We start from the raw sequence: 5427 nt of genomic DNA on the forward strand, positions 1-5427 counted from the left end.
CGGCAGCAGCGTCAGCGCCGCCGCCGGCACGCCGGCCCGCAGCAGGCGCTGGCGCTGCGCCTCGGCCTCGGGACCGGCCAGCCAGCTGACGCTGTTGCCGGCCAGCAGCAGCGAGGCGACGGCCGCCAGGCCGGCCTCGTCGCCGTCGGCAATGCACAGGAAGTGGCCGCGCGCATGGTGGCGCAGCGTGTTGCTCTCGCCGGTGGGGCCGGGCAGTTCCTGGTCGGCGAAGGCCTGCGCGGCTACAGCGGCCAGGTCGGCCGCGACCTTGCCGACAACCGCCGCGCGCTCGGCCGGCGTGCGGCCGCTCCAGCCGCCATCGGCGTCGGAGAGGCCCGCCGTCGTGACGCTGCCGGCGGGCATGCCGACGGCCTGCGGCACGTCCAGCAGCGGCTCCGCGCAGAAGCGCTTCAGGTAGGCCGGGCCGCCGGCCTTCGGGCCGGTGCCGGACATGCCTTCGCCACCGAAGGGCTGCACGCCGACCACCGCGCCGATGATGTTGCGGTTGACGTAGACGTTGCCGATGCGGGCCTTCTCGGCCAGGCGCTGGGCACGGCTGTCGATGCGGGTCTGGATGCCCAGCGTCAGGCCGTAGCCGAGGCTGTTGATGCGCTCGACGACGCGGTCCACGTCCTCGCTGAAGCGCACGACGTGCAGCACCGGGCCGAAGATCTCGGCGCCCAGCTGCTCGATGCCGGCCAGCTCGAAGGCCACCGGTCGGATCTGGCGCGGCATCGCGTCGTGGATCGGCGCCTCGGCGATCAGCGTGGCCTCGCGCTTGAGGCGCTCGACATGGGCGGAGATGCCGGCGAAGGCCTCGTCGTCGATGACCGGGCCGACGTCGGTGGCGAGGTCGGCCGGCTGGCCCACCCACAGCTGCTGCAGCGCGCCGCGCAGCATCTCGACGACGCCGTCGGCGATCGAGTCCTGCACGCACAGCAGGCGCAGCGCCGAGCAGCGCTGGCCGGCCGAGCGGAAGGCGCTCTGCACCACGGCGTCGATCACCTGCTCGGGCAGCGCGGTGGAGTCGACCACCATGGCGTTCAGGCCGCCGGTCTCGGCGATCAGCGGCAAGACCTGACCCTCACCCTTGGCCGCCAGCGACTTGTTGATGATCTGCGCCACCGCCGTGGAGCCGGTGAAGCAGACGCCGGCCGTGGCCGCATGGGCCACCAGGGCCGCGCCGACCGTCTCGCCGGGGCCGTGCAGCAGCGCCAGCGCGTCGGCGGGCACGCCGGCCTCGTGCAGCAGCTCGACCATCTTCAGTGCCACATACGGCGTCTGCTCGGCCGGCTTGGCCGCCACTGCGTTGCCGGCCACCAGCGCGGCGACCACCTGGCCGGCGAAGATCGCCAGCGGGAAGTTCCACGGGCTGATGCAGACGAACACGCCGCGGCCCTGCATCTGCGCGGATTCGGCCTCGGCCTGGTTGGCGTAGTAACGCAGGAAATCGACGGCTTCGCGGACCTCGGCCACGCAGTCGCCCTGGGTCTTGAAGGCTTCCTTGACCAGCAGCGCGCAGAACTCGGCCAGGCGGGCGTCCAGCGCGTCGGCGGCGCGGCGCAGGATGGCGGCGCGCCGGGCGACCGGCGTGGCGTTCCACGCGGGGAAGCCCGCGGCGAGCCGGCTCATGGCGGCATCGACATCCTCGGCATGGGCCTCGGCGACCGGCTGCACCTCGACGCCCTGCAGCGCCGCACGGATGGCTTCGCGCTGGGCCGGCGCGGTCAGGTCCAGGCCGGTGGAGTTGGCCCGCGCGAAGCCGTACAGCGCCGGCGGCAGCGGCAGCGCGCCGGCGGCGGCCACCTCGTCCAGCGGCGAGCCGAGCAGCTCGGGCACCTGCACATTCACATCGGCCAGCTGGTGGACGAAGGACGAATTGGCGCCGTTCTCCAGCAGGCGGCGCACGAGATACGCCAGCAGGTCGCGGTGCTCGCCCACCGGGGCGTAGACGCGGCAGGGGATGGCGCCGTCCTTCAGCACCTCGCGGTAGACGCCCTCGCCCATGCCGTGCAGGCGCTGCATCTCGAAGGCGGCGCCGGCCTGGCGCGCCATCTGCACGATGGCGGCGATGGTGCCGGCGTTGTGGCTGGCGAACTGCGGGTAGATGACGTCGGCGTGCTCGATCAGGCGCTTGGCGCAGGCGAGGTAGGAGACGTCGGTGTGCGGCTTGTGGGTGAAGACCGGATAGGCGGTCAGGCCCAGCTCCTGGGCGCGCTTGATCTCGCCGTCCCAGTAGGCGCCCTTGACCAGGCGCACCATGAAGCGCAGGCCATGCTTGCGGGCGATCGCCGCGACCTCGTCCACCACCTGCAGCGCGCGGGTCTGGTAGGCCTGCACGGCGAGGCCGAAGCCGCGCCATTGCGGGTAGGTGGAGGCGATGCGGGCGGCCAGCGCGTCCAGCACGTCGAGCGAGAGCTCGAGGCGGTCCACTTCTTCCGCGTCGATGGTCAGGTTGATGTTGGCGGCGGCGGCCAGCTCGATCAGCTCCCAGACGCGCGGCAGCAGTTCGGCGAACACGCGCTCGCGCTGCAGCACCTCATAACGGCTGAACAGAGCTGACAGCTTGATCGAGATGCCGTCCGCGCTTTCGGGCGACTCGGCCTTGCGGCCGCCGGCGATCGCCTTGATCGCGCCGATGTAGGCGGCCTGGTAGCGGCGCGCGTCGTCCTCGGTGCGGGCGCCCTCGCCCAGCATGTCGTACGAGAAGCGGAGCATGCCCTGCACGCGGCGGGCCGAGGCCGCCTCGTCCATCGCCTCCTTGATGTTGCGGCCGAGCACGAACTGGCGGCCCAGCAGCTGGATCGCCCGCACGGTGGCGGCGACGACGGTCTGGGCGCCGAGGCGCTTGAACAAGCCGCCCTCTTCCTCCGACCCGGGCAGGAACTTCTTGGACAGCGAGATCGCCGAGGCCGAGAGGCTGGCCAGCATCTTGTGCGGGCCCTCGCTGGCGCCGTCGAAATCGGCGCGGCCGAGCTGGTCGGCCGTCAGCGCGATGGCGGTGGGCGCGTCGGGCACGCGCAGCAGCGCCTCGGCCAGGCGCATCAGGGCCAGGCCCTCCGCTGACGTAATCGGGTATTCGCGCAGCAGCGATTCCATCGCCCAGAACGGCGCCGGATTGGCCCGCACCTGCTTGACCCAGGGGCCGGCCTGGGCGATCACCGCCGGCCAGTCCAGCGCCGGGCGCACGCCCGCGGCCAGCGCGCTGACCACGCCGATTTCCTCCCGATACGGGTCCGGCAGGCGGGTGGTTTCCGGGAGGGGGGCGAAGGAGGTCATGGTGGAGCGGTCCGATTTAGTGACGATCAGCACTTTAGAAGTGCCGGCCATGAATTAAATTCAGAACATTGACGCATCTCTAGTGAGATATTCGCCGTGAACACCGACATCGACACCATCGACGCCCGCATCCTGCGCGTGCTGCAGGCCGACGGGCGCATCTCCAACCTGAAGCTGGCCGAGGCGGTGCACCTCTCGCCCACCGCGGTGCTGGAGCGGGTCAAGCGACTCACCCGCGAAGGCTACATCCTGGGCTACGAGGCGCGGCTGAATCCCGAGAAGCTGGGCCAGGCGATGCTCGTCTTCATCGAGATCCTGCTGGACCGCACGGTGCACGATGTGATGGACAACTTCAAGGCCGCCGTGCAGTCCCGGCCCGAGATCCTGGAATGCCATCTGGTGGCCGGCGGCTTCGACTACCTGCTGAAGACGCGCGTGGCCAGCATGACGGCCTACCGCGAATTCATCGGCAGCGTGATCTGGACCCTGCCCGGCGTGCGGGAGACGCGGACCTACGCGGTGATGGAGGAGGTGAAGAACACGACGGCGCTGGCGATCTGAGGGCGGAATCTCCCACTTTGGTGGGGGCCTCACCCCTCTTCAGGGTGGATTTGCCGCGGCGGCGTCGGCGGGAACACTGCGTTCCATCAACACCGGAGACACCGATGAACGCAGTACCCGCCCTCACCCTCGACGATGCGCAGCAGAGCCACTGCGGCTGGTTCGATTCCAGCTACGAGCTGAGCGCGGGGCTGACGGTCACCGAGACCGAGCTGGACCCGATCTGGTTCGAATGCCTGTCAAAGAGCGGACAGCGGGTCGGCGCCGACCTTGCGCTCCATTGAGGGCGGCAGCACGCGCAGGCGGCGGTGCAGGTCGCTGCGCATGAAGGGCCGCTCGTGGCCGGACAGCTCCAGCGACAGCCTCGTCACCCACTCATGGGTGCGCGGCGCCGGCGCCGAGACCGGCATGGCCAGCAGCGCCCCGGCCAGCGCCGTCGGCAGCCACAGCGGCAGCACGGCCGGATGCGAGCCGGTCAGCCCGCGCAGGCTCAGCATGCTGGCCAGGCTGCCCAGCAGGAAGCCGGCGATCGCTTCCGAGGGCGAATGCGCATGCACCGGAAGGCGCGAGTAGGCGATGGCGGCGGCCAGCGCGAAGGCCAGGCCGATACCCAGTCGCTGGGCGCGGTCGCTGCGGTTCATCAGCGCCACCCAGGCCAGCATCGGGAAGCTGGCGGCAGCGAACATCGCGTGGCCGGAGATGCCAGTGAAATCCCACTCCGCGCTGCCCACGCCCCAGCCGATGAAGGCCAGCTTGGTCAGTGTGGTCAGCGTGGCGGCGCCGCCCATGGCGCAGAGCCAGCGCAGGGCCAGCGGCCCGCGGCGCGCGCCCAGCCAGAGCCAGGCCATGGCCAGCAGGTCCAGCGGCAGGAGGATCTGGGCCTCGCCCAGGCGGGTGAACAGGTGCCAGTAAGACAGCATGGCGGCGATCCTAGCGTGACTGTGTGAAGCCGCGCCGCCCGCGCCGGCCCGGGCCCGGTCGTTTTACGCGGTGCCTTCAGGCCAGTTGCAGTTGCACCCGCGGGGAGGCGAGCTCCGCCGCCGCATTCGCAACGACGAAATCCTCCGCCGGCATCGGCCGCCCGTAGTGCCAGCCCTGGGCCCAGTCGCAGCCCTCGCGCTTGAGCCAGGCGGCCTGCTCGGCCGTCTCAACGCCCTCGGCCAGCACGTCCAGGCCCAGGCTGCGGGCCAGCACGATCACCGTGCGGGCGATCGCCGCCACGTTGGCGTCGCTGCCCACCTCGGAGACGAAGCTGCGGTCGATCTTCAGCGTCTGGATCGGCATGCGCTTCAGGTAGGCCAGCGAGGAATAGCCGGTACCGAAGTCGTCGATCGCCACGCGCACGCCGCGCTGGCTCAGCTGGCCCAGCAGCTCGATGGCAGCCTCGGCGTCTTCCAGCAGCAGGCTTTCCGTAACCTCGAGTTCAAGCGCATGCGGCGGGCAGCCGGTCTCGGCCAGGATGAAGTCGACCGTCTCCACGAAATCCGGCTGGCGCAGCTGGCGGGCCGAGACGTTGACGGCCACCTGCTGCGGCTTGCCGGGCTGCCCCTGCCAGCGCGCGGCCTGGGCGCAGGCGGTCTCCAGCAC

At 71.1% G+C, this 5427-nt stretch carries 5 protein-coding genes; 2 read left to right on the forward strand and 3 right to left on the reverse strand.

Annotated elements, in window-relative coordinates; all coding sequences use genetic code 11:
* Positions 1-3279: L-glutamate gamma-semialdehyde dehydrogenase (locus tag B0W88_RS29270; protein WP_144007049.1), on the reverse strand; the 3279-nt coding region annotated here is incomplete at its 3' end.
* Between the two features lie 96 nt (positions 3280-3375).
* On the opposite strand from B0W88_RS29270, the gene B0W88_RS29275 reads away from it, so the two are divergent.
* Positions 3376-3840, forward strand: coding sequence for an Lrp/AsnC ligand binding domain-containing protein (locus B0W88_RS29275; RefSeq protein ID WP_369973961.1), 465 nt, complete (start codon positions 3376-3378; stop codon positions 3838-3840).
* Between the two features lie 104 nt (positions 3841-3944).
* Positions 3945-4124, forward strand: a complete 180-nt coding sequence (locus tag B0W88_RS33225; RefSeq protein ID WP_077038061.1) for a hypothetical protein — start codon at positions 3945-3947, stop codon at positions 4122-4124.
* On the opposite strand, the gene B0W88_RS29285 is transcribed toward B0W88_RS33225, so the two are convergent.
* Positions 4080-4760, reverse strand: a complete 681-nt coding sequence (locus tag B0W88_RS29285; RefSeq protein ID WP_077038062.1) for a phosphatase PAP2 family protein — start codon at positions 4758-4760, stop codon at positions 4080-4082. The two genes, B0W88_RS33225 and B0W88_RS29285, sit on opposite strands and share 45 nt — an antisense overlap.
* A 76-nt stretch (positions 4761-4836) precedes the next feature.
* Positions 4837-5427, reverse strand: a 591-nt coding sequence (locus tag B0W88_RS29290; RefSeq protein ID WP_144007050.1) for an EAL domain-containing protein, incomplete at its 5' end; no start/stop codon positions are given.

The sequence above is a fragment of the Pelomonas sp. KK5 genome, assembly GCF_001984095.1.
Classification (GTDB): domain Bacteria; phylum Pseudomonadota; class Gammaproteobacteria; order Burkholderiales; family Burkholderiaceae_C; genus KK5.

Bases quoted from the DNA above. Each gene is read 5' to 3' on its own strand.
- B0W88_RS33225 (WP_077038061.1), top strand. From the start codon at position 3,945: ATGAACGCAGTACCCGCCCTCACCCTCGACGATGCGCAGCAGAGCCAC.
- B0W88_RS29285 (WP_077038062.1), bottom strand. From the start codon at position 4,760: ATGCTGTCTTACTGGCACCTGTTCACCCGCCTGGGCGAGGCCCAGATC.